At 72.6% G+C, this 25,883-nt stretch carries 25 protein-coding genes and 1 pseudogene; 11 read left to right on the top strand and 15 right to left on the bottom strand.

Features of this window, described 5'->3' with window-relative positions; translation table 11 throughout:
• The first annotated feature begins 16 nt into the window (after window positions 1–16).
• On the top strand, window positions 17–961 hold the full coding sequence (locus ITJ56_RS06525) for an acetamidase/formamidase family protein (RefSeq protein WP_194628856.1): 945 nt from the start codon (window positions 17–19) through the stop codon (window positions 959–961).
• Window positions 962–1,060: 99 nt separating this feature from the next.
• Here the strand turns inward: ITJ56_RS06525 and ITJ56_RS06520 are convergent.
• Window positions 1,061–1,417: pseudogene (locus tag ITJ56_RS06520) on the bottom strand (SDR family NAD(P)-dependent oxidoreductase); the annotation flags it as partial.
• Here ITJ56_RS06520 and ITJ56_RS06515 point away from each other — a divergent pair.
• Together ITJ56_RS06515 and ITJ56_RS06510 are read left to right on the top strand one after the other, a co-directional pair.
• Complete coding sequence (locus ITJ56_RS06515) at window positions 1,416–1,826, top strand: MarR family winged helix-turn-helix transcriptional regulator (protein WP_194628854.1); 411 nt, start codon at window positions 1,416–1,418, stop codon at window positions 1,824–1,826. The pseudogene ITJ56_RS06520 and the gene ITJ56_RS06515 overlap by 2 nt on opposite strands.
• Before the next feature lie 5 nt (window positions 1,827–1,831).
• Window positions 1,832–3,160, top strand: a complete 1,329-nt coding sequence (locus tag ITJ56_RS06510) for an MFS transporter (RefSeq protein WP_228517301.1) — start codon at window positions 1,832–1,834, stop codon at window positions 3,158–3,160.
• 154 nt (window positions 3,161–3,314) lie between these two features.
• Here ITJ56_RS06510 and ITJ56_RS06505 read toward each other — a convergent pair whose 3' ends face one another.
• A complete protein-coding gene (locus tag ITJ56_RS06505; protein WP_194628850.1) occupies window positions 3,315–4,208 on the bottom strand; it encodes an alpha-E domain-containing protein in 894 nt (297 codons plus the stop codon).
• A 132-nt stretch (window positions 4,209–4,340) separates the two neighbouring features.
• On the opposite strand from ITJ56_RS06505, the gene ITJ56_RS06500 reads away from it, so the two are divergent.
• Both ITJ56_RS06500 and ITJ56_RS06495 read left to right on the top strand, forming a co-directional pair.
• Entirely contained in the window at window positions 4,341–4,859 is a 519-nt protein-coding gene (locus ITJ56_RS06500; RefSeq protein WP_194628848.1) for a MarR family winged helix-turn-helix transcriptional regulator, read from the top strand.
• A gap of 10 nt (window positions 4,860–4,869) precedes the next feature.
• A complete protein-coding gene (locus ITJ56_RS06495) occupies window positions 4,870–5,073 on the top strand; it encodes a hypothetical protein (RefSeq protein ID WP_194628846.1) in 204 nt (67 codons plus the stop codon).
• 12 nt (window positions 5,074–5,085) lie between these two features.
• On the opposite strand, the gene ITJ56_RS06490 is transcribed toward ITJ56_RS06495, so the two are convergent.
• From ITJ56_RS06490 to ITJ56_RS18885, 6 genes are all read right to left on the bottom strand, one after another.
• Entirely contained in the window at window positions 5,086–5,922 is an 837-nt protein-coding gene (locus ITJ56_RS06490) for an NAD(P)-dependent oxidoreductase (protein ID WP_323749741.1), read from the bottom strand.
• 106 nt (window positions 5,923–6,028) lie between these two features.
• Window positions 6,029–6,733, bottom strand: a complete 705-nt coding sequence (locus ITJ56_RS06485; protein WP_323749738.1) for a M23 family metallopeptidase — start codon at window positions 6,731–6,733, stop codon at window positions 6,029–6,031.
• Between the two features lie 151 nt (window positions 6,734–6,884).
• Window positions 6,885–7,235, bottom strand: coding sequence for a hypothetical protein (locus ITJ56_RS06480; protein ID WP_194628842.1), 351 nt, complete (start codon window positions 7,233–7,235; stop codon window positions 6,885–6,887).
• Window positions 7,236–7,369: 134 nt separating this feature from the next.
• On the bottom strand, window positions 7,370–8,116 hold the full coding sequence (locus ITJ56_RS06475) for a lysophospholipid acyltransferase family protein (RefSeq protein WP_194628840.1): 747 nt from the start codon (window positions 8,114–8,116) through the stop codon (window positions 7,370–7,372).
• Window positions 8,117–8,203: 87 nt separating this feature from the next.
• Window positions 8,204–10,069, bottom strand: a complete 1,866-nt coding sequence (recQ, locus tag ITJ56_RS06470) for a DNA helicase RecQ (protein WP_194628837.1) — start codon at window positions 10,067–10,069, stop codon at window positions 8,204–8,206.
• A gap of 9 nt (window positions 10,070–10,078) precedes the next feature.
• Window positions 10,079–11,230 (bottom strand): CPBP family intramembrane glutamic endopeptidase, encoded by a 1,152-nt coding sequence (locus ITJ56_RS18885; RefSeq protein ID WP_194628835.1) that lies wholly within the window; start codon window positions 11,228–11,230, stop codon window positions 10,079–10,081.
• A 36-nt stretch (window positions 11,231–11,266) separates the two neighbouring features.
• Between ITJ56_RS18885 and ITJ56_RS18880 the strand changes: the two genes are divergently transcribed.
• Window positions 11,267–12,190 carry an EamA family transporter gene (locus ITJ56_RS18880; RefSeq protein WP_194628833.1) on the top strand — a complete coding sequence of 308 codons (924 nt, stop codon included), beginning with the start codon at window positions 11,267–11,269 and terminating at the stop codon, window positions 12,188–12,190.
• Window positions 12,191–12,355: 165 nt separating this feature from the next.
• Here ITJ56_RS18880 and ITJ56_RS06455 read toward each other — a convergent pair whose 3' ends face one another.
• Window positions 12,356–12,796: a GNAT family acetyltransferase gene (locus ITJ56_RS06455; protein WP_194628831.1), complete on the bottom strand. Its 441-nt coding sequence runs from the start codon at window positions 12,794–12,796 to the stop codon at window positions 12,356–12,358.
• A 96-nt stretch (window positions 12,797–12,892) separates the two neighbouring features.
• On the opposite strand from ITJ56_RS06455, the gene ITJ56_RS06450 reads away from it, so the two are divergent.
• Together ITJ56_RS06450 and ITJ56_RS06445 are read left to right on the top strand one after the other, a co-directional pair.
• On the top strand, window positions 12,893–13,702 hold the full coding sequence (locus tag ITJ56_RS06450; RefSeq protein ID WP_323749737.1) for a class E sortase: 810 nt from the start codon (window positions 12,893–12,895) through the stop codon (window positions 13,700–13,702).
• Window positions 13,699–13,875 carry a hypothetical protein gene (locus ITJ56_RS06445; RefSeq protein ID WP_185021323.1) on the top strand — a complete coding sequence of 59 codons (177 nt, stop codon included), beginning with the start codon at window positions 13,699–13,701 and terminating at the stop codon, window positions 13,873–13,875. The genes ITJ56_RS06450 and ITJ56_RS06445 overlap by 4 nt, the downstream gene beginning before the upstream one ends.
• Window positions 13,876–13,933: 58 nt before the next feature.
• Here ITJ56_RS06445 and ITJ56_RS06440 read toward each other — a convergent pair whose 3' ends face one another.
• The 4 genes from ITJ56_RS06440 to ITJ56_RS06425 all read right to left on the bottom strand — a co-directional run bounded on the left by ITJ56_RS06440 (window position 13,934) and on the right by ITJ56_RS06425 (window position 19,992).
• On the bottom strand, window positions 13,934–16,912 hold the full coding sequence (locus tag ITJ56_RS06440) for an AAA family ATPase (protein ID WP_228517240.1): 2,979 nt from the start codon (window positions 16,910–16,912) through the stop codon (window positions 13,934–13,936).
• A complete protein-coding gene (locus tag ITJ56_RS06435; protein WP_194628827.1) occupies window positions 16,912–18,075 on the bottom strand; it encodes a metallophosphoesterase family protein in 1,164 nt (387 codons plus the stop codon). Before ITJ56_RS06435 ends, ITJ56_RS06440 begins: the two co-directional genes overlap by 1 nt.
• Window positions 18,076–18,145: 70 nt before the next feature.
• A complete protein-coding gene (locus ITJ56_RS06430) occupies window positions 18,146–19,306 on the bottom strand; it encodes a S24/S26 family peptidase (protein WP_194628826.1) in 1,161 nt (386 codons plus the stop codon).
• Between the two features lie 86 nt (window positions 19,307–19,392).
• A complete protein-coding gene (locus ITJ56_RS06425; protein WP_194628824.1) occupies window positions 19,393–19,992 on the bottom strand; it encodes a hypothetical protein in 600 nt (199 codons plus the stop codon).
• A gap of 208 nt (window positions 19,993–20,200) precedes the next feature.
• Here ITJ56_RS06425 and ITJ56_RS06420 point away from each other — a divergent pair, with 208 nt between their 5' ends.
• Window positions 20,201–20,773: a MarR family winged helix-turn-helix transcriptional regulator gene (locus tag ITJ56_RS06420; protein WP_194628823.1), complete on the top strand. Its 573-nt coding sequence runs from the start codon at window positions 20,201–20,203 to the stop codon at window positions 20,771–20,773.
• A gap of 36 nt (window positions 20,774–20,809) precedes the next feature.
• Entirely contained in the window at window positions 20,810–21,319 is a 510-nt protein-coding gene (locus ITJ56_RS06415; RefSeq protein ID WP_194628821.1) for a mycothiol transferase, read from the top strand.
• 137 nt (window positions 21,320–21,456) lie between these two features.
• Here the strand turns inward: ITJ56_RS06415 and ITJ56_RS06410 are convergent, their stop codons facing one another.
• Together ITJ56_RS06410 and ITJ56_RS06405 are read right to left on the bottom strand one after the other, a co-directional pair.
• A complete protein-coding gene (locus ITJ56_RS06410) occupies window positions 21,457–23,565 on the bottom strand; it encodes a DEAD/DEAH box helicase (protein WP_194628820.1) in 2,109 nt (702 codons plus the stop codon).
• A gap of 269 nt (window positions 23,566–23,834) precedes the next feature.
• Window positions 23,835–24,689 carry a PPK2 family polyphosphate kinase gene (locus tag ITJ56_RS06405; protein ID WP_323749736.1) on the bottom strand — a complete coding sequence of 285 codons (855 nt, stop codon included), beginning with the start codon at window positions 24,687–24,689 and terminating at the stop codon, window positions 23,835–23,837.
• Between the two features lie 123 nt (window positions 24,690–24,812).
• Here ITJ56_RS06405 and ITJ56_RS06400 point away from each other — a divergent pair, with 123 nt between their 5' ends.
• Entirely contained in the window at window positions 24,813–25,829 is a 1,017-nt protein-coding gene (locus tag ITJ56_RS06400) for an alpha/beta hydrolase (RefSeq protein ID WP_194628819.1), read from the top strand.
• The last annotated feature ends 54 nt before the right edge of the window (window positions 25,830–25,883 follow it).

The raw sequence follows: 25,883 nt of genomic DNA, 5'->3' as shown, positions 1-25,883 counted from the left end.
CTGCGATGATCGAGCGGTGACGACCCACCACCACCTCGACGCCACCGCCGACTCCGCCGTGGACGTCTTCACCGCCGAACGCCAGCCGGTCCTGACCGTGGAACCGGGCGACACGGTCACCGTCCGGACGCTGAGCGCCGCCGGCTACACCGAACGCCAGCCGGGTCCGGGGATCGACGCCCCGACCCTGATCGACCCGCGCCGGGGGCACTGCCTGGTCGGGCCGATCGCCGTCGCGGGTGCGCGCCCGGGGATGGTCCTCGCCGTGCACTTCGACGCTCTGGTGCCGGACGGCTGGGGCTACACGGCCTCGGGCGGGGTCGACTCCCCGGTGAACCGTGCGCTCGGGCTGACGGACCCGGCGTCCCGCGGCCCGCTGCTGTGGGACATCGACACGGACGCCGGCGTCGCCGTCAACCAGCTCGGCCTGGGCGTGCGCACGGCACCGTTCCTCGGCGTCGTCGGGGTCCCACCGGAGGGCACGGGCGAGCACTCCACGATCCCGCCCCGCACGGCCGGCGGCGGCAACATCGACTGTCGCGAGCTCGTCGCCGGGTCCACCCTGTACCTGCCGGTGACGGTGCCGGACGCGCTGCTCCACGTCGGCGACGGACACGCGGCCCAGGGCGACGGCGAGGTCTCCGGCACGGCGGTCGAGTGCGGCATGACGACCACGATGACGCTGACGCTCCTCGACCAGGCTCCGGTCGAGGGCGTGCACGCCGACACCCCGGCCGGACGGGTCACCTTCGGTTTCGACGCCGACCTCAACGTCGCGACGACGACGGCGCTCGACCGGATGGTCGACTGGATCGTCGGGTTGCACGGCATCGGCCGGGCCGAGGCACTCGCCATGGCGAGCGTCACGGTGAGCATGCGCGTCACGCAGGTCGCGAACCGCACGTGGGGCGTGCACGCCCTGCTCCCGCACGACGCGATCCTGACGGACGCGCGGCTCTGAAGGCAGGGAGGCCCGCCCAGCGCGAGCCGATCGGCCCAGGCTGGGCGGGCCTCCCGTCCGACGTTCCTTCCCAGCGCACCCGCGCTGGGAAGCGAGCGCGTGCTTCGAGGCGACGTGCGCGGCGTTCTGCGCCATGCCGACCGTGCCGAGCACCGACGCCATGTTCACGATGGCGCCGCCGCCCGCGGCCACCATCGCCGGGATCTCGTAGCGCAGCCCGTAGAAGACGCCGTCCAGGTCGATCGCTCGGACGCGGTCCCAGGCGCCGATGTCGTACTCACCGATCGGCTGCGGGGCGGCGCCGATGCCGGCGTTGTTCACGGCGAGGTGCAGCGCGCCGAACGTGTCGACCGCGAACTGCACCATGCGCTCGTTGTCCGCGGCGACCGCGGAGTTGGGGCTACACCCGCTCAACCAGTTCGTTCGGTGAACTAATGAGATAGGCTGAGGAACCATGACCGACGCCACCGACCTCCGGATCGCCGTGAACCGGCTGTCGCGGACGCTTCGGGCGCAGAAGGCCGACTCGAGCGTCACCGACGCCCAGTTCTCGGCCCTCGCACGGCTGCACCGCGACGGCGCGATGACCCTGGCCGACCTGAGCCGGCAGGACGGCGTCACCCCGCCGTCGATGACCAAGACCGTCGCGGTCCTGGTCGAGCGCGGACTCGTCTCGAGGGGCAGCCACGACGACGACCGCCGCAAGGTCGTGCTCTGCGCGACGCCCGCCGGGGCCGCCTTCGTCGAGGAGACCCGACGCCGCCGCGACAGCTGGCTCACACCGCGACTCGCAGCACTCACCGCCGGTGAGCGGACCACCCTCGCCGACGCCACCGAGATCCTGAGGAGGCTCGCCCAGCCGTGACCGCGATGTTCCGCTCCCTCGCCGGCCGCAACTACCGCATCTGGTTCGCCGGTGCCCTGGTGTCGAACGTCGGCACCTGGATGCAGCGCACCGCCCAGGACTGGATCGTCCTGACGCAGCTCTCCGACAACGACGCCGTCGCGGTGGGCATCACGATGGCGCTGCAGTTCGGCCCACAGCTCCTGCTCCTCCCGCTCACCGGTCTCGCCGCCGACCGGTTCGACCGCCGGCGGATGCTCATGCTGACCCAGACACTGATGGGGCTGCTCGGCCTCGGACTCGGCGTGATGGTCCTCACGCACACCGCGACCCTGCTGTCGCTGTACGGGTTCGCCCTCGCGCTCGGCATCGTCGCCGCGTTCGACGCCCCGATCCGCCAGGCGTTCGTCTCCGACGTCGTGCAGGGCGAGAACGTCGCGAACGCCGTCGCGCTCAACTCCGCGTCGTTCAACGCCGCACGGCTCATCGGCCCCGCGGTCGCCGGGGTGCTCATCGCCGCGATCGGCTCCGGCTGGGTGTTCGTCATCAACGCCGGCTCGTTCCTGGCCGTCCTCGTCGCGCTGCGGTTCGTCGACCCCGCACAGCTCGCCGAACGCGTCCGCGCCGCTCGCGGCAGGGGACAGATCGTCGCCGGCTTCCGGTACGTCCGGACCCGGCCGGACATCGTCGTGGTGCTCTGCATGATCTTCGTCGTCGGCACGTTCGGCGTGAACTTCCCGATCTTCACCTCGACGATGGCCCGCGTCGAGTTCCACCAGGGCGCCGGCGAGTTCGGCCTGCTCAACTCCGTGATGGCCATCGGCTCGGTGGCCGGGGCGCTGCTGTCCGCCCGCCGGGACACCCCGCGCATGCGCACCCTGGTACTCGCCGCCGGCGGGTTCGGTCTCGCGTGCACCGCCGCCGCGCTGGCCCCGACCTACTGGACCTTCGCGGTCGTGCTCGTGTTCGTCGGGCTCGCGTCCCTGACCTTCATGACGACCGCGAACGCCCTGGTGCAGACGACGACCGAGCCGGTGATGCGCGGCCGGGTGATGGCGCTGTACATGGCGATCTTCGCCGGTGGCACCCCCATCGGCGCCCCCGTCGTCGGAGCGGTCGCCGACGCCTTCGGCCCGCGCTGGGCGATCGTCGTCGGCGCCGCGTCGGGCTTCGTGGCCCTCGCGATCGCCCTGGTGTGGCTGATCCGGTACCAGCGGGTCCGGCTCCGGTACGACGCCGACGCCCGCCTGCACCTCGCGATCACGCACGCGGTGCCGGTCGTCGGCACGCGCGCCGCGCTGCGACGGGAGCTCGAGCGCGACGAAGCGCTGGCCGATCGCTCCAGTGCCGTCTGAGGGATTCCGGTGCCGCCTGACGGATTCCGGTGCCGCCTGACGGATTCCGGTGCCGCCTGACGGACGGGAGGCCCGTGGCGGCCCCGCCACGGGCCTCCCCTCCGACGCGGCGCGACCACCCGATCAGCGCAACGACCCGTGGGCCGACCGCGGCTCAGAGCACGGGCGCCGACCCCGCGAAGACGCGCGCTTCGAGCGCCGCAGCCACGCGGTCGGCCGCGACCGCCAGCCGGTCGCCGGCCGCGCCGACGGCGGCGAGTGCCGACTCCTCGCTGATGGCGTCGAGCTGCGCCCGTGCTGCGGCGAACCCGGCGACCTCCTCCGCCACACAGGCGGGGGCGACGTCGGCGAGACACTCGGCGGCGCGGTGCACCGAGAAGCGCAGCGAGCGGGGACTGTGCTCGTCGAGGAGCAGGAACGCCGCTGCGTCGGACGGAACCGGGGCGTGGTCCCGCCCGCGCAGGAACGCCTCGCCCGCTCCGCATGCCCGGAGCGCCGCCGTCCACGAGATCACCGAGTCGGGTTCCAGCAACCGCGACGCCAGCAGGCGGGCGGTGGAGGCGCAGCGCGTCAGGGACCGGCCGAGGGTGAAGAACTCCCAGACCTCGTCGCGGCTGGCATCGCCCTCGACGACACCGATGGCGAGCGCGCTGCGCTCCCGTGCCCACCCCAGGAACTCGTGCGCCCGGTCGGGGGCGATCTTCCGCGGCATCCGTGACCGCGTGACGTCGAGGCAGTCCCAGAGTTCGCTCGAGACGACCTCGCGGGCACGACGTGCGTGGTCGCGGGCGACGGCCACCGCTGCCGCGATCGAGGCGGGCTCGTGCCGGTCGAGCGCGAGCGCGTCGATCGTCGCGGCACGGTCGGCGTCGTTCGCCGGACCCGCCGTCCCGATGACGCTGCGGAGCTCCGTCGCCACCATGCGGTCGTCGTCGAGGGTGCCCGGTTCGCGGCGAGCGACGTAGACGTCGAGCAGCCGCGCGACGACGTCGGTGCGCTCGACCGCGCTCCCCACGTGGAAGACGTTCCCCGCGAGTCGGCTCAGCACGGCTGCTCCTGCATGCCCAGAACCTAACGAGCGGGCGTTGCCGGGGTGTTTCCGAATGACGTCACGGGTGTTGCGAGTGTCCCGTCTCCCCGCTCGCCTGACGAACTCGCTAGAGCGTCTAGCATTGTTCGCATGACGTCCGAGGTGATGACCAGCACCGCGGGGTACTGGTACGAGGACTCCGCGGTGACCGCCGTCGACGTCCTCAACGCCCTGCGGCGGTACCGCTCAGCCGAGAGCGCCGCCCAGCGCCGCGCGCGCGAGTCCCTGGGCATCGGCGAGAACGCCCTGCTGGCACTCCGGGTCCTGATCGACGCCGAGCACGACGGCCGGACCGTCAACGCGAAGGTCCTCGCCGAGCGACTCCAGATCACGGCGGCATCGACCTCGGCGCTCGTCGACCGGCTCGTCCGCAGCGGCCACGTCGAGCGGCACCCCGACCCGAACGACCGCCGCGGCGTGATCCTCACCGCGACCGGCACCTCGATGCGGGACGCGGTGCGCGTCATCGAGGAGCTCGACGCTCGTGCGCTCGAGGTCACCGAGCACCTGCGGACGGACGACATGGCCGTGGTCGTGGAGTTCCTCGACGAACTCGTCCGGGTGGTGGACGACCTCGACGCCGGGACCGACCACACCCGTCGCGCGTAGCCTGTCGCGCATGGAACCAGGTGGCGAGCACCACCCCGAGGACGACATGCCCTTCGCCGAGCTCGACTCACGCGCCCGTGCCGACGCCGCACTCCGACGCATCCAGGGCGGCGCCGATCCCGCGCGCGAGGCATTCGACCTGGCGAACACGATGAACGACGAGGCCGTGGGACGGCTCACGAAGCGCCTGCGGCGACTGTTCCGACGCGGCTGACCGCACCCGGCGTCAGAACGCGGTTCCCACCGCGGCGATGTCGTCGCCACCGTGCCCCGCAGCACTGGCGTCCGCGTAGACCCGGCCGAGCGCCTCGAGCAGCGTCGTGGACACCCCGGCCGACCGTGCCGCATCCGTGATCAGGCCGATGTCCTTCCGGAGCCCGTCGAGCGCGAACTGCGCGGGGAACTGCCGGGCGATCATCGCCGCACCCTTCGTGTGGGCGTACGCGGAGTCGCTCGCACTGCCCTCGATCGCCTGCAGGAAGAGCGCGGGGTCGAGGCCGAGCGCGGCCGCGAGGGCGAGCGACTGCCCGGTGGCCGCCGTGAGCGAGGCGATCCAGGCGTTCGCCGCGAGCTTCAGGGCGGTGCCGTCGCCGACGTGCTCGCCGGCCCGGACGGTCTTCGCGCCGATCGCGTCGAGCACGGGTGCGATGCGGTCGAGCAGGTCGCCGGGCCCCGCGGCGAGCATCGTGAGCTTCCCCTGCTCCGCCGGGGCCTTCGTGCCGAGCATCATCGCCTCGACCAGGGTGATGCTGTACTTCTGGGCGAGCTGCACCACGGTGGCCGTGCCCTCGACCCCGATCGTGGAGGCCTGCACCCACACGGCGTCGGTCGGCGCGTCGCCGGCGGCCTGCTCCAGGACGTCGACGACCGCGTCGGTGTCGAACAGGGTGAGCAGGACGACCTCGGCGCGTTCGACGGCCAGCGCCGGATCGGCTGCGACCGTGGCTCCGCGGTCGCCGAGCGGCGCGGCCTTGTCGGTGCTCCGGTTCCAGACCGTGACCTCGTGCCCCTCGCGGAGGAGCGAACCCGCCACCCCGGCACCCATCGCACCCGTTCCCAACACCGTCACACGCACGCGCGTCTCCGTCCTGTCGCGGCGCGGTGTCGCGACGGTGTCGACGGTACGCCCGCGGCCTCGTCCGGCGCCGGAGCCCTGGCCGACCCGGCCGTCAGAGGAGCCCGCGAGCCTGCAACCAGGCTGCGGGATCGATCGGTGCGCCGGCGACGATGACCTCGAAGTGCAGGTGTGCGCCCGTCGAGACACCGGTGTTGCCGACAGCCCCGATGCGCTGCCCGGCGACGACGGTCTGGCCGGGCCGGACCCCGATCACGGACAGGTGCCCGTACCGGGTCCGCGTGCCGTCGGCGTGCTGCAGGAGGACCTGGTTCCCGTAGCCACCGAGGACCCCGGCGGAGACCACCCGACCGGGCATCGCGGCGACCACCGGGGTGCCGATGGCCGCGGCGAAGTCGACACCCTGGTGCGAGGTCGAGCACGCGTCACAGCCCGCGACCCAGCGCGAGCCGAAGGCGCCGCCATCGGCGATCACGCCGACCGTGGGACGGAACACCCCGTCGGCCGAGGCCGTGCCACCGGGTGCCCGCAGGACTGCGGCTGGGTGCCCGACCGAGAAGCCGTCACGGTCGACGGTCAGGCGCGAGGACCCGTCAGCCACGAAGTGCTGGGTGCCGAGTGCGGGAGCGCTCTGCTCGGGTGCGGCGGCCATGGCGGTCTGCGGCGAGGTGACGGAGACGAACAGGCAGGCCACGGCGGTCGCGGCGGCTGCCGGCAGGGTGTGCCGGACGGGGCTGCGGAAGAACGACGTGCTGCGGCGCGGGGTGGAAGCCGGGGTGACGGGAGGGGACACCGCCACCCCGGCGGCTCGTCGGGCGTCCCGAGGCGCATCGCGCCGTGCACGGCGCTGCGCGGACGCTGCTGATCGGTTGGCGGTCCGCCGCTCGGCACCGCGCGGGCGCAGCGGGAGACCGTCGGTGGACGTCGTCATCGCTCGGGGGCCGCCGGCTTCAGACGCGGACGACGCCGTCGCGGGTGATCCGGTCGAGTTCGGTCACGACGGCGTCGACGACCGCACGGGTGATGGCGTCGGCGACGGTCTCGACCAGGACGAGGTGCTCGGGTCGCACAGTGGCCTCGGTCACGACGGCGCCGGCGACGCGCACCGGGATGTCGTCGATCGCCGCGACGAGGGCTGCGGGGACGAGGGTGGAGTCACCGGGCCGGAGGGGTGCGGACATCGGCGAGGTGGGGACGGGCGTGTCGAACCCGCGAGCCGGTGGGGGCGTCGGGACGGACCCGGGGGCGTCGGCCTGATCCCGGCGCTGGGCGATGGAGTCGAAGAGCGGGGTGGAGGACATGCTGCTGACCGTCCGATCTGGATGTCGAGGCGCGGTCGTTCTCGGGCGACCGGCGATGGAGACGTGCCGACTGGCACATCCCTCATTCAACCATCGATATGTCAGATGTGCAATAGTGCGGACCGGTGGTCTGATCAGTCGGGGTCGACGGCGGCTGCGGTCGGGTCGTCCGGCTGGAGCACGCGGCGGACGCGCTCCACGATCGTCGCCGGAGGGTTGTTGTACGCGCTGGCCGGTTCCTGCCCGCTGAGCTCCTGGATCGCGGCCATCACGGCGTCGGTGGCGTGGCGTCGCGCTCGACCGGAGGACGCCTCGCCGTAGGACGACAGGTCGAGGGGCTCGCCGAACTCGATGGTCACCCTCGCGAGGGTCGGCAGCTTCGAGCCCACCGGCTGCACGTCCTCGGTGCCGGTCAGCGCGACGGGCACCACGGGAGCGCCACTCGTCAGCGCCAGCCACGCCACACCCGTGCGGCCCTTGTAGATCCGGCCGTCCAGGGACCGCGTGCCCTCCGGGTAGATCGCGAAGGCCTCGCCCTCCTGCAGTCGTGCGAGCCCGAGGTCGAGGGCCTGCTGCGCCGCAGCGCCGGCACCACGCTCGACGCCGATGGCACCGATCCCGGCGAAGAACGCGCGGGACACCGCACCCTTGACGCCCGAACCCGTGAAGTACTCCTGCTTGGCGAGGAACGACACCTTGCGGGGGGCCATCAGCGTGATCGCCGGGGAGTCGATGAAGGAGCGGTGGTTGCTCGCCAGGATGACGGGGCCGCGCTTCGGGACGTTCCGGCGACCGATGATCGTCGGGCGCCACAGCAACCGGGCGAGCGGCGTCACCACGGCGCGGCTGAGCACCGTGGCGAACTTCGTCGAACCGGACACCGGACCTCCTCGTGATGACGAGCTACCGAGTGTAATGAGGCGCGCGGAGGGCACATGCCGCTGCCGGCATGAGCTCCGGCGAACCGCTCAGTCGGCCGCGGACACCACGTCCAGCACCGCGCGGCCGTAGCGCTCGAGCTTCGCGGCACCGACTCCGGAGATCTCGGCGAGCTGGTCGACGTCCGCCGGTTTGACCGCGGCGATGCCCCGGAGGGTCGCGTCGTTGAACACGACGTACGCGGGGACGCCCTGCTCGCGGGCTTCGGCAGCACGCCAGGCGCGCAGGGACTCGAACAGGCCCAGGGCCTCCTGCGGCATGTCCGTGACGACGGTCCGCCGCGAACGGCTCGCACGCGGTGCCTTCACCGGGTCGCGGCGCATCCGGACCTGCACCCTGCCGGTCAGGACGTCCGCACTGGTCGGGCTGAGGACCACGGTGCCGAAGCCGTCGCCGGAGACCGCGGCGTACCCCTGCGCCAGCAGCTGCCGCGCGACGGCGCGCCACTCGCCCTCGGACAGGTCGGTGCCGATGCCGAACGTGGCCAGCGAGTCGTGCTGCAGCTCCTGCACGCGGGGCGACCGCTTGCCGATCAGGATGTCGACGAGGTGCGCCACACCGTACCGCTGCCCGCGCTCACGCTCGAGCCGGACCACGGTGGACAACAGCTTCTGCGCGGGGACGGTGCCGTCCCACGACTCCGGCGGGGCGATGCACGTGTCGCAGTTGCCGCACGCCGTGCTCTCCTGCCCGAAGTACGCGAGCAACCGCACCCGGCGGCACTCGATCGTCTCGCACAGGCTGAGCATGGCGTCGAGGTGGGCGCTGAGCTGCCGGCGGTGTGCGGCGTCGCCCTCGGACTGGTCGATCATCCGGCGCTGCTGCACGACGTCGTTCAGCCCGTACGCGAGCCAGGCGGTCGACGGCAGCCCGTCACGACCTGCGCGACCGGTCTCCTGGTAGTAGCCCTCGACCGACTTGGGCAGGTCGAGGTGCGCCACGAACCGGACGTCGGGCTTGTCGATGCCCATGCCGAACGCGATCGTCGCGACCATGACCACGCCGTCCTCGCGCAGGAACGTCGACTGGTTGCGGGCACGCACGCGGGCATCGAGACCGGCGTGGTACGGCAGCGCGTTGATCCCCTGCTCGGCGAGCGCCGTCGCGGTGCGCTCCACCGACTTGCGGGACAGGCAGTAGACGATGCCGGCGTCGCCGCTGTGCTCGGTGCGGATGAAGGTGAGCAGCTGCTGCAGCGCCGCGGTCTTCGGCTCGATGCGGTACTGGATGTTCGGCCGGTCGAAGTCGGCCACGAAGTGCGCGGCGTCGTCCAACCCGAGGCGGGCGGAGATCTCGCGGTGGGTCTGCGGGGTCGCCGTCGCGGTCAGGGCGATACGCGGCACGGTCGGCCAGCGCTCGTGCAGGACACTCAGCTCGAGGTAGTCCGGCCGGAAGTCGTGGCCCCACTGGGCGACGCAGTGTGCCTCGTCGATGGCGAACAGCGAGACGCGCGCCCGGTCGAGGAGCGCGCGGGTGGACTCGAGCCGCAGACGTTCCGGCGCGAGGTAGAGCATGTCGACCTCGCCCTGCACGACGGCACGCTCGACCCGGGACCGTTCGTCGGCGCCCTGCGTGGAGTTGAGGAACGCGGCACGCACGCCGTTCGCCGCCAGGGCGTCGACCTGGTCCTGCATGAGCGCGATGAGCGGGGACACCACGACCCCGACGCCGTCGCGGACGAGCGCCGGCACCTGGTAGCAGAGCGACTTGCCACCACCGGTCGGCATGAGCACGAGGGCGTCGCCGCCGCCGACCACCTGGTCGATGATGGACGCCTGCTCGCCGCGGAAGTCGTCGTAGCCCCACACCCGGTGCAGCACGTCGAGCGCAGCGGCACGGGGTGCAGAGACGGCAGCAGGAGCAGACACGGCAGCGGGCGCGGGCGTGGTGCTCATGCCACGAGCCTACGGGCGACCGGCGACACCCACCGCACTGTCCACAGCGCCGTCCTCGTCGGGACCGGCACGGAGGTCGGAGCCGGCCGCGTCGCCGGCGCGGACCGGCGCGGTCGCCCAGCCCGTGCCTCCAGGCCGGGTCCAGCGCACCCCGCCCGCCCAGGCCGGGGCGACACCGCGGAACCGCGGGGCCTCGTGCCCGACGAACCTGCGGTCCAGCCCCCGCCACCGCGCCAGGAACTCGACCATGCCCCAGAACAGGAGCGACGTGCCGAGCGTGACGAGCCAGCCGCCGGGCGTGCCGTTCGCGTCCGTGGACGTCAGGTCGATCCCCGACCAGCCCGGCGCCTGCAGCAGGAAGATCATGATGTTGTTGAAGGCGTGCTGCAGGACGGTGGCCTCCATGCCGCCGGTCCGGAGCACGATGATCGCCGCGATCAGGCCGAACGACCCGACGTCGAGGATGCCCCAGACGTTGTAGCCGTTCGGGATGTGCAGCACCGCGAACACGACCGTGGACACGGCCACGGCGAGGACCGTGCCGACGATCCGCCACGGGATCCACGATGCGATGGTCTGCATGAGGAAGCCACGGAAGATGTACTCCTCCGCAGCGCCCTGGAACGGGACCAGCAGCACGACGAGGGCGATCGTCAGGGTCAGGGTGCCGAGGGAGACCGTCGACTGGCCGATCGCGTCGTGGTTCCAGGCGAAGCCGCCCTCGAGCGTGATCATGCCGCCGTCCCAGAACAGGCCGGTCTGCACCACGAACATGATCGCCGCGATGACGAGCGTCGGCAGCAGGCACCAGGCCGTCCAGGCCCACCGGACGCGGAAGCGCGTGGACGACAGGATGCCGGCCGGCCCGATCCGCGCGATCCTGACCGCGAGCAGGATCCCCGGCAGCAGGACCACGAGCGAGACGAGCGACATCGAGAGCACCACCGGGTCGGTGGGGTCGAGTGCGCCGCTCGCCAGGTCGTTCTGCAGCTGGATCAGCCCGTCCGCACCCTGGCTCCGGAGGATCGGCACGAAGTACGCGACCGCGATGACGATCTGCGACACCAGGTACCACCCCGCCAGGAACGCGAGGGCCACCAGCGGTCGCCACCACCTCCAGCGTGCGTCGACACGGGGCAGGCGGTGGTAGGGAACGCTCACGCCACGCAGGCTACCGGGCCGGGCAGGATGGGAGCCGTGCTCACCGTGCTGTTCGGCCTGTCCGGCGCGATCGTCTACGGGTTCGCCGACTTCCTCGGCGGCCTGGCATCGCGGCGGATCCGTCCGGTGACGGTCGCAGCGGTGGCGGCGGTGGTCGGGATCGCGCCGTTGCTCGTCGGCCTGGTGGTGGTGGGCGGCACGTTCTCGTGGCCGGCCGCGGTCTGGGGTGCGGTCGCGGGGCTCTCCGGCGGGGTCGGCGTGCTCCTGCTCTACGCGGCGCTCGCGATCGGCCCGATGAGCGTGCTCTCGCCCGTCACGGCCGTCTTCGCGGCCGTCGTACCGGTGCTCGTCGCGGTGTCCCGCGGGACGGTGCTCTCCCCCGTCGCCAAGGGTGCCCTCGTGGTCGCCGTGGTCGCCGTGGTGCTCGTCGCGCTCGTCCGGGATGCATCCGGAGCGCGGCTCACCGCCCGCGGCGTGGCGGCTGCGGCCGTCGCCGGGTGCGGTTTCGGCGGGATCGTGCTGGCCTACGACATGACGCCGACCGACTCGGGCGTCGCCCCGCTCCTGGTCGCGCGGGTGCTGCAGGCGGTCCTGCTGGGTGCGGCGGCGCTCGTGGTCGCGCTCCGGACGGGAGGCCCGGTGCACGCCACGACGACGGCCAGACCCGACGACGCTGCCGCGGTCCGCGAGCATCGGGCGGGTCGCGGACGGGGTCCGCGGCTGCTGGTCACCGTGACCGCGTGCGGCGTCTTCGACGCGATGGCGAACGTGTTCATCCAGGCCGGACTGCACAGCAGCGACGACCCGGCGACGCTGCCCGTCGTGAGTGTGCTCAACGCGCTGTACCCGATCGGCACGGTCGTGCTCGCCGGCGTGGTGCTGCGGGAGCGGCTGACGGGGCAGCAGTGGATCGGCATCGTGCTGGCGTTCGTCGCGTCGGTGGCGCTGGCACTGGCGTAACGGGGCGGTGGGGCGCCGGCGGAGCGCTGGTGCCGCGAAAGCGACTGTGTCCCGCTGACGGTCGGTGTCGACTCCGGCGAAGCGACAGTGTGCCGCGGAACATCGGCGGGACTCTGTCGCCTTCCCGGGGGGCGGGGTCGGGGGCGCGGTCGGGCTGCCGGGCGGTCAGACGTCCGGGATGAGGCGCTTGCCGAGCGAGACCGTCTGGTCGTCGGCGTACCCGAGCGAGGCGTAGAACCCCAGCACCTGCTCGTTGCCCGCGCGCACCTGCAGGTTGACCTTCGGGCAGCCGAGGTCGGTCAGCAGCCGCTCGAACTCCGCCATGAGCGTCCGACCGAGCCCCGAGCCCTGCAGCTCCGGCCGCACCGCGAGGTAGTTCACCCAGCCGCGGTGTCCGTCGAACCCGGCCATGCCCGCCGCAACGATGCCGGCGCCGCGGTCGTCGGTGCCCTGTTCGGCGACCAGGAAGAGCTCCGGCTGGACGGTCAGCTTGCGGGCGATGTCACGGCGCGGGTCGTTCCACGGACGGACCAGACCGCACGACTCCCAGAGCGCGACGACCGCGTCGGTGTCGTCGGTGCGGAAGGGACGGATCCGGTACTCCATGGCCACCACGTTAACGGGGGTGGGGAGAACGTCGTCACCGGGCCGTCGCCGTGATCTGATAGACCTGTCCGACCATCCCAGCTGATCAGGAGCCCCGTGACCGCACACGACACCCTCCCGTCGCGCCGCAGCGCGCGGGACGACGAAGCCGGCTCGCGGTCCCCGCGCTCCCCCCGGAGACGACTGACCGTCGGCGGCGCGATCGTGTCGCTCATCGCCGAGCTGCTCATCATCGCGGGCGCCGGTACCGGCCTGTACGTCGTGTGGACGGCCTGGTGGACCGACGTGGTCGCGGTCAACGAGCAGAGCAAGCTGGTCCAGGGTCTCGACCAGGTCACCACCCCGAAGGTGCAGGGCACGGAGCACCGTGGCACCGCACCGGTGCTCGCGGAACCGCCGGGACTGTCGGACGTGTTCGGCACGATGCAGATCCCCCGCTTCGGCGAGGACTACAACCGCCCGGTCGGTGAGGGCACCGATCGTGAGAAGGTGCTCAACACGATCGGCCTCGGGCACTACCAGGACACCGCGATGCCCGGGGCGCCCGGCAACTTCGCCGTCGCCGGCCACCGCGTCACCTACGGCAAGCCCCTCAACCAGATCGCGGAGCTCAAGCAGGGCGACTCGATCGTGGTGCGGGTCACCGACGCGAAGACGAAGTTCGACGTCTGGTACGTGTACAAGGTCACCGACAGCCAGATCGTCACGCCCGACAAGATCGAGACGATCGCGCCGGTGCCGAACAAGCCGGGCGTGGAACCGACGGCGCAAGACCGCTGGCTGACCCTGACCGCCTGCCACCCGATGTGGTCCGCGGCGGAGCGCTTCGTGACGCACGCGAAGCTCGACTACTGGATGCCCGCGTCCGAGGGCACCCCGAAGGAACTCTCGGAGACCGTCAAGTGATCTTCCCCCTGGTCTGGCGCCTGCTGCCCGGCCCCACCGTCCTGAAGGTGCTCGAGCTGCTCGTGCTCCTCGCTGCCATCGTGTTCGTGCTGTTCCAGTGGGTGTTCCCGTGGATCGCGGCCGACATCCTGCCGCCGCCCGACGGCACAGTGGAGTCGACGCCGACCCCGTAGCCGGTGCCGGTGCCGGTGCCGGTCCCGGTCCCGGTCCCGGTCCCGGGACAGGGCACCGTCAGACGGTCGTGGTCACCCGGGATCCCCCGGTCGCCGTCCGTCGCACGGCGATCCGCTCCGGGATTCGCTGCTTGAGTTCCTCGACGTGGCTGACGATGCCGACCTGTCGGCCGCCGGCCGTCAGTCGGGACAGCTGCCCGATGACGTCGTCGAGGGTCTCCGGGTCGAGGGTGCCGAAGCCCTCGTCGACGAAGAGCGTGCCGAGCGAGACGCCGCCGGCCTCGGCCTGCACGACGTCCGCGAGCCCGAGCGCCAGGCACAGCGAGACGGTGAACGTCTCGCCGCCGGACAGGCTGCGCGGGTCGCGCACCGTGTCCGTCGTGTGGTCGTGCACGGCGAGGGCGAGGCCCGTCCGTCGTGCCCGCGAGCCGGACTCGCGCTCGTCGGAGGTCTCGAGCGTGAACCGGCCGGCGAGCATGCCGCGCAGCCGGTCGTTGGCGGCCGCCACGACGTCCTCGAACCGGCGCATGAGCACGTAGGTGCCGAGGGTGATCCCGGTCGGGTTCACCGACGCGACCCCGTTCGCGACGTCGGCGAGGCGGACCACCGCGCGGCTGCGTGTCGAGGTCTCCTGCCGGGCACGGACCGCACGGGTGACCTCGGCAGCGCACTGCTCGACGGCCTCTGCGCGGTCGGCGGCCGTCACCGCGAGCCGGGTGGCATCGTCGAGCGCTGCAGCGGCGCGGATCCGCTCGGCCCGCGCGCCCTCGAGGTCGAGCTGCTCGGCATCATCGTCGGCCGCGGCCTGCACGGCGGGTTCGTCGAGGCCGGCCCGGACGACGGCCCGCTCGGCCTCGGCCGCACTGATGCGGCTGCGGAAGCCGGCGGCGGTGTCGGCGACGAGCAACCCGGCCCTCGCTGCGGCCACGTCGGGGAAGCCCTGCTCGTCGAGGACACGAGCCACCTCGGCTCGACGCTCGTCGCGAGCCCGGGCCGCGCTCGTCGCTCGGTCGTCGGCCTCGGCGACGGTACGGAGAGCCGCCGACCGCTCGTCGAGGACGCCGACCGCGGCCCGGAGGGAGCCGGGCTCGTCGTCCAGCAGCGCACCGAGGCGCGCGATCGCGTCGTGCACGGCTCGCAGGTCGGTCTCGAGCCGCTCGGCGTCCGACACCGCGGTCGACGCCAGCACCGTGCGGCGGGCGTCGAGGTCGTTCCGGTCACGCTCGAGCGCGCGGGTGGCAGTGTCGTGGTCCGAGCGGGCTCGCTCGTGCTGCAGGACCAGCGCCGACGCCTGGCGCGCGGCCCGGACCCGTTCGTCGGCGGCTGCCGCCATCGTGTCGATCACGGCGTCGTCGAAGGAGCCGACGGCCTCGACCAGGCGCTGGTGCTCGGCACGCTCGACCGCGAGGTCCGCGGCGGCGTCCGCGAGGCGCTGGTCGGCCCGGCGGGACACGTCACCAGCCGCGTCGACCGCAGCGATCGACGGGTGGTCGTCCTGTGGCGACGCCACCGACGGGTGCGTCGTCGAGCCGCAGACGGGGCAGGGGTCGCCGGGGGTGAGTGCCGCGCCGAGTTCACCGGCCAGCCCGGCGATCCGGCGCTCGCGCAGGGAACGTTCGGCCTCGAGCGCCTCCGTCGCCACCCGGCGCGCGCCGGCCACGGCCCGTTCGGCCTCGGTGACGCGCTGCTCGGCACGGCCGCGAGCGACGAGGTCCGCGCGGAGGGACCGGACGCGGGAGACCTCGTGCGCCGCGGCGTCGGCGTCGGCGGCGGTGACCGCTGCGTCTCGAGCGGCCTCGACGATCCGCGTCCGCTCCGCAGGTCGGGCATCGAGGGCCGCGTCGAGCCGGACCAGCTCGGCGGCGAGCCGTTCGGCCGTGTCCGTCGCCTCGGCGATCGCGGCGCGTCGGGCAGCAGTGCCGTCCTCGACCACGACGAGGTGCCGGACGTCGGACAGGTCGTCGATCAGGGCATCCCGTCGACGGAGGACCTCGGCCGTGTCCGCACCGCCGAGGTCGTGCTCGTCACGCAGCCGCACCGCGGTGGCAGCGGTGTCGTCGGCGCGCACGGACGCTGCGTCGAGGCCGTCCGCGACGGCGGCGACCCGGGCTGCGCGTTCGGCCGTCGCCAGGGCGGAGCGCGCGTGCTCGACGGCAGGTGCGTCGGCATCGAGGATCGCCTGCCGCCGCAGCAGGGCGGCCCGGCGGTCGAGGGCCGCGGCGCGGGCGGTCACCGCCTGCTCGTGCGCGGTCGCAGCGGTCGCCGTGGTCGCCGCGCTCGTGCGTGCCGCCCCGGCCGCGTCGGCCGCCGCGCGGAGCGACGTCGCCGTGCCGGGGACCACGGACTCGTCGGCGTCGTCGAGTCCCGCGGCCTGGGCGAAGCGGGCGAGGGCGTCGCGCACGCGCTCGTCCGCTCCGTCGACCTCGGCCTGCACGGCGCGGCGGCGGGCGGCGAGCTCGTCGGCGGTGCGGTCGTAGACCTGCGTGCCGAAGAGCGACTGCAGGAGCTTCCGGCGGTCCTCCCCCGGGGAACGGAGGAACCGCGCGAACTCGCCCTGCGGCAGCACGACGGTCTGCAGGAACTGCGCACGGTCGAGCCCGACGATCCGGGCGATCTCGACGCCGATCTCCGGGATCCGCGAGGACATCGGCTCACCGGCGGCGTCGGCGGGCCCGGCCAGCCGGAACAGCTGTGCGGACGCCTGCTGCTTCACGGTGCCGGTCCCTCGCTGCTTCGGACGGTCGTACTGCGGGGTGCGCCGGACGCGGTACGTGCCGGCACCGGTCTCGAACACGAGCTCGACGAAGGGTTCGACGGACGGGTCGGCGTGCTGGCTGTGCAGTCGGTCGGAGCTTGCGTCGGACCCCGCGAGCCCGCCGTACAGGGCGAACACGACGGCGTCGATGATGGTCGACTTGCCGGAGCCGGTCGGCCCCTCGAGCAGGAACACCCCAGAGGCGGCGAGCGCCGCGAAGTCGATGGTCACGAGGTCGGGGTACGGCCCGATGGCCCGTAGTTGAAGGCGGTGCAGGTACATCAACGGTCCCCCTCGCGCTGCAGGGCGAGCGCGGCTGCCTCGTACGCCTCGGTCAGGACGGCGTGCTCGTCGTCGTCGGGCACGCCCCCGGTGGCGAAGGCCACGAAGTCCGCCGCGACCTCGACCGGGTCGGACGTGGCGGTGACCGCGCGGGCTGCCGTGGCGGCGGGGCGATCGGCCGGCTCGTGCGTGATCGCGAGCGCGTGCGGGAAGTGGTCCTTCACCCGGGCGTACATGCGCTCCGGGTGGACGGTGTCGGTCACGGCGACCCGGACCCAGGCGTCGGCATCGGCCCGGAACGCACCGGACTCGATCTCGTCGATACCGCCGCGGACGTCGACCAACCGACGCGGCACCGGTGTCGGGACGAGCTCGACGGTGACCACGCCGGCCGCGTCGAGTTCGGCGATCGTCACGGACTTCCGCTGCTGCCGCTCGCCGAAGGAGAACGCGAGGGGCGAGCCGGCGTACCGGATCCGGCCGCCGTCGCCGACGCGCTGCGGGCCGTGCAGGTGCCCGAGCGCGACGTAGTCGAAGTCGGCGAACACCGACTCGGCGACGCGGTCGACCCCGCCGACGCGGATGTCCTGCTCGCTGTCGCTGGGGTCGGCGCCCCCGACGAAGGCGTGCGCGACGACGATGCTCCTGGTGCCGGCCCGGGTGGCGAGGTCGGTACGGATCCGCTCGGTCGCGGCGTGCACGACCGCGTGGTGCGAGCGTGCGAGGGGTTCATCGGGGACCGCGGCCAGGGCGTACCGGGTGAGGTCGGGGTGCAGGTACGGGATGCCGTACACCGCCACCGGGCCGTCGTCGTCGGCGACCAGCACCGGGTCGGCGATGCGCGCGGGTTCGGCGAGGATGCGGACGCGCTCCCCCATCACACCGGCGCCGAAGCCGAGCCGTGCGGCGGAGTCGTGGTTGCCCGGCGTCAGGACCACGGTCGTGGTCTCGGCGAGGCGTTCGAGCACCCGGGACAGCATGCGGACCGCGTCGAGCGGCGGGATCGCGCGGTCGTAGACGTCGCCGGCGATGACCACGAGGTCGACGGCGCGCTCGCGCACCAGGTCGACGAGCCAGTCGGTGAACGCCGCCTGGTGCTCGAGGAGGTCGGCACCGAGCAGTGTACGGCCGAGGTGCCAGTCGCCGGTGTGCAGGATGCGCATGCGGACACGGTAACGCTGGCCGGGGACATCGACCGACGCCCCGCGGCGCCGTGTGGAGAGCCTCGCGCGCTCAGCGAGCGCAGCTGAGGTCCGTGCCGATGAGCGCGGTCTGGATGCGCGCCGTCGCGGTGCTGTCGACGTGCCAGGAACCCGCCCAGTTGGTGCGGATCTTGACCGTCACCACGGCTCCGAGCGTCAGGATGCCGCTGCCGGTGACGCGGATGGGCGCGGTGCTGCCGGCCGGGCCGGTCGCGGCGATGCTGTTCGCGTTCGTGTTGAGCACGGAGAACGACGCCGCGTCGGGACCGTCGTACGCGAAGCCGATGGTGACCGAGCCGTCACGGTTGGACGTGCACGTCAGGGCGGTGGCGGGCGTCGCCGTGCCGGCGTGGAGCGTCGCGGCCGTGCTCGTGGTCCGCGACCACGGCGCGGCCACCGCCTGCGCGGGCACGAGCACGCCGACGCTCCCGGCGATGACGAGGACGACCGCGCCCCCACCGAGGCGGCGGAGCCGCTGCCGGCGGCGGGCACGTCGACGCAGCGCGCGCCGGGTCACGACGGTGGCCGTGGCGGTCGGGAGGCCCGTGACGGCGGCGTCCCGCGCCTCCAGGCCGTCGTCGGTCCCGTCTGCCGACCCGCTGTCCGCGTCGCCGTCTGCGCGGTCCGCGTTGTCCTCGGCGACGAGCCGGCGGAGCGACCCGTCGATCGTGCACAGGGCGAGGGCGGCGGTCAGGCCGAGCGCGAGCATGACGACCTGGACCCACTCGCCCTCGCGGATCCACCGGATCGGCGCACCCACGAACGGGATGCGGAGGAAGGCGACGCCGTGCACGGCCGAGCGCTCGAGCGGGGTGGAGTCCTGCTGCGGGTTCGCGTCACCCTTGGTGATCAGGGTGCTCCGGGGGCCGTCCTCGACGTAACGGTGCATGCGGAGGTGACCCGGCTGGTCCGGGTCGTCGGCGAGCAGGATCTTGCCCGTGCTGATCGCACCCGAGGCGACGGGCCGCGAGACGACCACGTCGCCGGGGAGCAGACGCGGCTCCATCGAGCCGGTCATCACCGTGGTCGGCTGCCAGCCGATGACCGCTGGCGCGGCGGCCCAGAGCGCGAGACCGAGCAGGGTCGCGACCACACCGCGGGCGAGGGTGGCGACGACGACGCGCCCCCAGTCGACGGCGTCACGGACCGCTGCGTGCGGTGCCTGACCACCGTGCACTGCGATGCTGCTCATGACTGCCTTCGACCGGGGGCGCGTTGCGGGGAGGGACGGACCGGGCTGGTTGGGCCTGGTCCGCCGGGGGGCGAGGTGCGCCCGGATCAGCTGTTCTGGGCCTCCCAGGTGAGGCCCATGGACGCCGTGCCGCCCTGCACGGTGTTCGGGGTGGTGCTCGACACGGTGTAGGTGAGGCGGTAGACGCGCGACTCGGACGCGGTGCCGGTCGGGGCCCAGGTGCCGACGCCGGTGGCGAAGTTGGTGGAGGACGAGCCGAAACCGGCGAGGGTGCCGCTGTAGAGCGAGCCGCTGGTGGTGGCAGGGGTGAATCCGGTGCAGGAGCCGAAGCCGCCGCCGGTGCCTTGCTCGACCGTCAGGTTGATGTTCGCCGCCAGGTCCTTCGAGGTCGCGGCGTTCGTGCCGTAGAGCTTCACGGTCGAGGGCAGCGAACCGGTCGAGGTGACCGTGATGCAGTTCGCGCCGGTCGAGCCGGGCTTCAGGTTGTTGGCGGTGAAGAGCGCCGTGTTGTTGTCGTCGTCGGTGAGGGCGACGCTGCCGGCCGTCCAGTTGTCCGTCGGGTTGACGGTGGTGGCGGAGAACGCCGAGTACGAGGCCGTCGAGACGACGACGCCCGAGGCGACGAGGGCGGCAGGGATGGCGATCCAGGCGGCGAGACGGGCAGCGCGAGGGGTGACACGAGACATGGTTGTACTCCGTGAGGAAGAGGTCTGATCGGTGGTTCGGCCGGGCCCGCGGTGGTTGGTCGCGCTACATGCCGAGGTGGTACGACGATCAAGTTACTTTCACTTCGAGTGGCTCACAAGACGAGGGATGCCCCCATCGCTGGGGGTATCTTGACAATCGAGTTACTTGTTGACTGAAGTTCCCACCCTGTACCCGAGAAGAGCCCCCATGACGGACACCGACCAGGTCGTCCTGCCCGAGCACGAACCGGCCGTCCCCACCGCCCGCGTCGTCCCCACCACACCGCCCGCACCGACGTCGCCCGTCGTCGCGATCCCGGAGCCCGCCGCCGTCGACGCCGACGCCGAGCTGCCGAGGCTCCTCACCGCGTTCCGCGTGCTCCAGATGCAGCACGCGCGCGTCCTGCACCACGAGAGCACGATCCGCGGTCTGAACGCCACCGACACCCGCTTCGTGTTCTTCCTGAGCGCTGCCGACGGGCACGGGGTCACCCCGAAGCAGGCCGGCGAGTACCTCGAGCTCACCACCGGGGCCATGACGTCGCTGATCGACCGGCTCGAGAAGCGCGGCCACCTCGAACGGCGACCGAACCCGGAGGACCGCCGCAGCGTCCTCCTGCACCTCACCCCCTCGGGGGCGGTCGTCGCCCGCGAGATCGGCGCCGTCTACTCGGGTGCGTTCCGCGAGGTCGTCGCGCCGGAGGACCGTCAGACGCTCGCCGCCGCGTTCGAGGGAGTCGGCGCCGCCCTGGACCGCCACCACCGCGCAGCGTCCGTGTGAGGGCCGGTTTCGTGGCCTCCGCGTAGCGTGAGCGCCATGACCCCCGCAGAACTCCTCATCGAAGCGTTCTCCCGCGTCCCCGAGACGGTGGAGCGCGCCGTCGACGGCCTGTCCGCGGACCAGCTCGCGGCGCGTCCGGCCGCCGGAGCGAACACGCTGGCGTGGCTCGCGTGGCACATCGCCCGCGGCCAGGACACCCAGATCGCTGACCTGGCCGGCTCCGAGCAGGTCTGGACCGCCGACGGTTGGTACGACCGGTTCGACCTGCCGTTCCCCGCCGAGGCACTCGGCTACGGCATGTCCCGTGACGACGTCGGGCGGGTCCGCGCCTCGGCGGAGCTGCTCACCGGGTACCTGCGCGCCGTGCACGAGCGCACGGTCGCGTACCTCGGCACGCTCGGCCCCGACGACCTGGACCCCGTCGTCGACGACGCGTGGGACCCGCCCGTGACGGCCGGAGTCCGGATCATCAGCATCCTCGACGACTGCACGCAGCACGCCGGCCAGGCCGGTTTCGTACGCGGGCTGCTCTTCTTCAACCACTGAGCGCGACCGCGCGGTCGCTTCGTGAGCAGAAATGGTCGGGTCCGATTTCGGGACCCGACCATTTCTGCTCACCATGTGACGGACGGGAGGCCCGGTACCAGCTGGTACCGGGCCTCCCGTCCGTCCTGTGCTCGCGACTACCGCGCGGCGAGCTCCGACACGATGCGGTCACCGGGCGCCGCCTGCACGAGGTCCGCCTCGATCTCGGCGCGCTCGAGGATGCCCTCGATCTTGCGGATGCGGCCGCGCGGGACGATCGTGACGACCGTACCCTCCTTGCCGGCACGACCCGTGCGACCGGAGCGGTGCATGTACGCCTTGTAGTCGTCCGGCGCATCGGCCTGCACGACGAGCGACACGTCGTCGACGTGGAGGCCGCGGGCTGCGACGTCGGTGGCGACGAGCACGTTCACACGACCGCTCGTGAGCAGCTGCAGGTTGCGCGTGCGGCGCGACTGGTTGAGGTCACCGTGGAGCGAGGTCGCGCGGATGCCGGCGTCCTCGAACTGGTCGGCGAGTCGCTCGGCGTAGGCGCGGGTCCGGGCGAAGACGATCGTCTTGCCGTCGCCGGCGACGAGCTCTTCGAGGACCCGGTCCTTCTCACGCTGCTCGACGACGAGGACACGGTGGTCGATGGTCGAGGACGCCTGGTCCTCACCCGCGACCTCGTGCACGCTCGGCTCGTGCAGGAACTGCTGGACGAGCGCCGCGACCTGGGTGTCGAGCGTGGCGCTGAACAGCAGCTTCTGGGCACGGTTGCCCTCTGGGGTGACCTCGGCCGTGGCGGAGAGGATCTCCTGCACCGGCTCGAGGAACCCGAGGTCGCACATGTGGTCGGCCTCGTCGAGCACGGAGATGACGACCTCGCTGAGGTCGAGCTTCCCCTTGTTCATGAGGTCCTGCACGCGACCGGGGGTGCCGACGATGATGTCGACACCGCGCTCGAGCGCGCCCTCCTGGCGACCGTAGGGAACACCGCCGTAGATCTGCGTGGTGAAGAGCCCGACCGAGCGGGCGATGGGCTGCACCGTGCGGTCGATCTGCAGGGCGAGCTCGCGGGTCGGCGCGAGGATGAGCGCACGCGGCGCGCGGCCCATCTTGCGCTTCGTGCCGCCGCCGTTCTCCATCAGCTTCTCGACGAGCGGGGCGCCGAACGCGATGGTCTTGCCGGAGCCCGTGCGGCCACGGCCGAGGACGTCCTTGCCGGCGAGCACGTCGGGGATCGTCGCCGCCTGGATCGGGAACGGGCTGGTGGCGCCGAGCTCCTGCAGTGCGCGGGAGATGTTGCCGCCGATGCCGAGGTCACCGAAGGTCACGCCCTCGACATCGGCCGCGATCGTGGCCTCGGCCTGGAGCTTCGCGAGCTTGACGTCGTCGGCGGGGACGAACTTGCCGCGCTCGGGCTCGTCGAACGAGCGGCGCGGGGCGCGGTCCGTGCGGTCGCGGTCGAACTTGCGCGGGGCACGGTCGTCGTTGTCACGATGCGGCGCACTGGGCCCCTGCGAGCCGGTTCCGGCGCGACGCGGAGCTTGCGGAGCGTCGGGACGGCCGTGCGAGTAGGGAGCGTCACGGTTGAACGAACGCGGGGCGCGGTCGTCACGGTCGAAGCGACGCGGCGCACGGCCGTCGTTGTCACGACGCGGCGCGCGGTCATCGCGGTCGAAGCGACGCGGGGCACGGTCATCGCGGTCGAAGCGACGCGGGGCACGGTCATCATTGTCACGACGCGGGGCACGGTCGTCCCGATCGAAGCGACGCGGGGCACGGTCATCGCGGTCGAAGCGACGCGGGGCACGGTCATCATTGTCACGACGCGGCGCACTGGGCCCCTGCGAGCCGGTTCCGGCGCGACGCGGAGCTTGCGGAGCGTCGGGACGGCCGTGCGAGTAGGGAGCGTCCCGATCGAAGCGACGCGGGGCACGGTCGTCATTGTCACGACGCGGCGCACGATCGTCACGGTTGAACGAACGCGGCGCACGGTCATCGCGGTCGAAGCGACGCGGGGCACGGTCGTCACGACGCTGGCCGCCGTCACGCGGCTCCCAGTTCGGACGTGCCGGGCGCTCGCCCTGCGACGAACGGCCTCGACGCTCCTCGGCGTCCCAGCGCTGCTTCTGACGCGGAGCCGTCGGCTCGGCGGCGCGGAACCCGCGGTGCTTGCTGCTGCGGGCGGCGGGGGTGCCGTTCGGGTGACGGGCGCGGTCGGAGGCGCGGTTGTCCGCGCCGCCCTTGTTGTACGGGGCCATGGCTACTTTCTCGGGGTGCAGACGTACCGCAGCGCCCGACAGCGACATCGGCGGGGGCTGCTTGCGGAGAGGGGGTTCATCCCGTCGCGAATCGACGTGATTCCAGCCCTCGAGCAACACACACCCAGCAAAAGTCCGTGATCACAATGTCACGGCGTCGAAGGCCGACCGAACGAGTCTACGTGAGCGGGCGCCGTGATGCCAGCCCCGTCGCGGCCGCAAGTCGTGAGACGGGCGCGGCACGGGCCTCCGGTCCGGCGACCGTCCGCTCAGGACTCGGCGAGACGCTGCCGCTGCTCCGCGACGTCGAAGTCGGCCTTCGGCCAGGAGAGCTGCATGTCCTCGAGGGCACGGAGCAGGAGCTGCTGCACGGCCAACCGGGCGTACCACTTGCGGTTCGCCGGCACGACGTACCAGGGAGCCTGCGAGGTCGACGTCCGGTCGAGGGCGATCTGGTACGCCTCCTGGTACTGATCCCACAGCAGTCGGTCGTCGATGTCCGACGGGTTGAACTTCCAGTGCTTGTCGGGGCGGTCGAGCCGTTCGCCGAGGCGCGCGCGCTGCTCGTCCTTCGAGATGTGCAGCATCACCTTGACGATCGGGGTGCCTTCGGCAGCCAGACGGCTCTCGAACGCGGTGATCGCGCCGTAACGCCGCTCGATCTCGTCCGGTGCAGCGAGCCCGCGGACCCGCTGGGCGAGCACGTCCTCGTAGTGCGAGCGGTCGAACACCCCGAGCTGCCCGGCACCGGGGAGCTGCCGCTCGACGCGCCACAGGAAGTCGTGCTCGCGTTCCTCGGCTGTCGGCGCCTTGAAGCCGGCGTAGTGCACGCCGTTCGGGTCCACCGCGCCGACGACGTGCGAGACGATGCCGCCCTTGCCAGCGGTGTCCATCGCCTGCAGGACGAGCAGGACCCGGCGCGCGTCCCCCGCGGTCGACGCTGCGTACAGGCGCTCCTGCAGCGCGGCGAGGCGGGAGGCCCCGGCGGCGAGCGCCTCGAGCCCGTCGATCTTGCGTCCGGGGAACCCCGGTGTCGCGTCCGGGTCCACCTGGTCGAGACGGAACCCCGGTTCGACGCGGAGCAGTGGTTCGGGATCGGCGTTCCATGCCTTGCGACGACTCACGGGTCCTCCTGCGGTGCTCCGGTGGCGGCTGCCGTGCTCATCCTCGCACTGCGACGGGTCGGCCGGTGCGGTTCCTCCGCTCGGGTGACGTGGCGTCCTGCCGGTGCGGCTAGCGTGGAAGCGATGAAGTCCGGTCGCCGCTCAGTGCTCGCGCTCGTCGCCGCGGTCGTGGCGCTCGGGGCGATGGCGTCGTGCAGCACGGATCCGGTGGGCGACGAGAACGCCACCGTGACCGCGGACAGTGTCATCTACCCGCTCTCGCTCCGCTACCACGGCATCGACGTCGTCGCGGACGTGCCGTACGGCGCGGACCCGCTGCAGCGGCTCGACGTCTGTCTGCCGGCCGACAGCGATCCGGAGACCACGGCGACCCCCACGGCCACGGCGTCGGCGTCGGCAACCGCCGAACCGGACGCCGACGAGGCCGAACCGTCGACGGGACGGCCGGCGGTGTTCATGATCCACGGGGGCAGCTGGTCGCACGGCGACAAGGCCACGGCGGCGTACCGGTCGGTCTGCAAGTACCTGGCGTCGGAGGGCTTCGTCACGTTCAACGTCGACTACCGGTTGGCGCCGACCGATCCGTTCCCGGCCGGGCTCGACGACGTCCGGCGTGCGCTCGACTACGTGTTCCGGCCGACGACGCTGGAGACGTACGACGTCGACGCGCAGCGGGTCGGGGTGTTCGGCGGGAGCGCGGGCGGCAACCTGGCCGCGTTGCTCGCGGTGACCGACCACGAGTCCGCCGCCTACGCCGACGGTGACCGCATCCGGGCCGTGGTCGACCTGAGCGGACCGACGAACCTGACCCGGCGATCGACCGAGCCGGACGGGGTCTCGGCGTCGTTCCAGCGCAAGCAGCTGCTGTACCTCGGGTGCCGGTCGTACGCGAAGTGCCCGTCGGCCACCCGCGCGTCGCCGGAGTACCACGTGACGTCGGACACGGCGCCGTTCTTCATCGGGCACTCCACCGACGAGTTCGTCCCGATGTGGGAGTCGCAGGAGTTCACCGCGACGCTCCGGTCGCACGACGTGCCGGTGACCTTCGTGGCGGTCGAGGGCACGGCGCACTCCATCGCCCAGCTCGACGAGGCGATGAGCCGCCGCGTGGTCACGTTCCTGCGGACCCAGCTGCGCTGACCCGTCCGGGCGACGGATCGCGTGCCCCGGGCGGGTGGCACCCGGAGTCGGGAC

The organism is Curtobacterium sp. VKM Ac-1376 (assembly GCF_015351025.1).
Taxonomy (GTDB): domain Bacteria; phylum Actinomycetota; class Actinomycetes; order Actinomycetales; family Microbacteriaceae; genus Curtobacterium.
The sequence above is the reverse complement of the archived record's forward strand: the minus strand, read 5'-3'. Positions and strand labels throughout refer to the sequence as shown.